This is a genomic window from Comamonas sp. B-9, from assembly GCF_000410635.1.
Classification (GTDB): Bacteria; Pseudomonadota; Gammaproteobacteria; order Burkholderiales; family Burkholderiaceae_C; genus Comamonas.
The window spans coordinates 282-1,468 of record NZ_KE148607.1; the positions used below are offsets into that span (position 1 = coordinate 282).

The 1,187-nt window shown below is 66.4% G+C and carries 1 protein-coding gene; it reads right to left on the reverse strand.

All coding sequences use genetic code 11. The annotated features are described in order from the left end of the window. Positions 1 to 1,187: type II and III secretion system protein family protein (locus tag H928_RS28270; protein ID WP_373604925.1), on the reverse strand; the 1,187-nt coding region annotated here is incomplete at both ends.

Sequence of the window (1,187 nt, forward strand, 5' to 3'; positions counted from 1 at the left end):
GATGATCACCAGCTCGGTCTCTTCCTGCGAGTAGTTGAGGTTCTTGAAGAAGGTGCCCAGGATGGGCAGGTCACCGAGCAAGGGCACCTTGTTGACATTGGACAGGGTCGAGCGGCTGACCAGCCCGCCAATGACAAAGCTCTCGCCATCGGCCAGCTCGACAAAGGTGTCGGCACGCCGGGTGCGCAGCGCGGGCACCGAGATGTCATTGATCGTCACGCCCTGGGTGTAGTCCAGATCGCTCGCCTCGGGCGCCACCTTGAGGGCGATGCGCTCGTTGGACAGGATGGTTGGCGTCAGCTGCAGCTTGACGCCAAACTCCTTGTACTGGATGGAGATATTGTTGCTGCCGCCGCTGGGCACGGGGATCGGGATCTCGCCACCGGCCAGAAAGCTTGCGGTCTGGCCGCTGTGGGCCACCAAGGTGGGCTTGGCCAGCACGCGCGCCAGGCCATTGCCCTCCAAAAAACCCAGCTGCGCGGTAATGCCCCGGCCGCTGAAGGCCCGGCCAAAGCCGAGGACCAGGTTCATCGCGCTGGCAATGGCTGTCGTGCCATTGTCGCTACCGCCGCTGCCGCTGGAAGAGCCACTGCTGCTGCCATTGCTGCCCGGGGTGTAGACCCCAAACTGGAAGCCATGGTCATTGGCGCCGCCGCTGTTGAGCTGCACGCCCGCGCGCCGCATGGCCGACTTTTTGAACTCCACGACCTGCACATCGACCTGCACGGTATTGCTGCGCACATCCACCTGGGCGCGGTCGGTCAACGGCGTGCCTTTGGGCGCAGTGGCCGCCAGCTCTGCCGAGGCGCGCGCATGCTCGGGCAGAGACTGCAGGCGCCGCTCCAGCAAGAGGCGCGGGCCGCTGACCACAACGCTCCAGGTCTGCGGTTCGCCCTGGCTAGGCCAGACCATCAAGGTGGTGCTGCCAGCAGCCTTGGGCGTCAGCAGCAGCTCGGCCGGCCGGGCGGGGCGCGGGGTGGCAGCCTTGCCAGCGGCGGGTTTGCCCGTTTGGGGCAATTCGCCCAGCACCTGCACATCCAGCACGGCAGGGTCGCCAATGGCGATGCGTGCAATCGCGATGCCAGGTTTGAACAGCTGCTGCTGGCCTTGCACCAGCGCCAAGGGTTGCGCGCTCAGGGCAGCGGTGGCCAGAGGCTGGGCCTGCACGGCCAAGGCGCTGGCCAGCA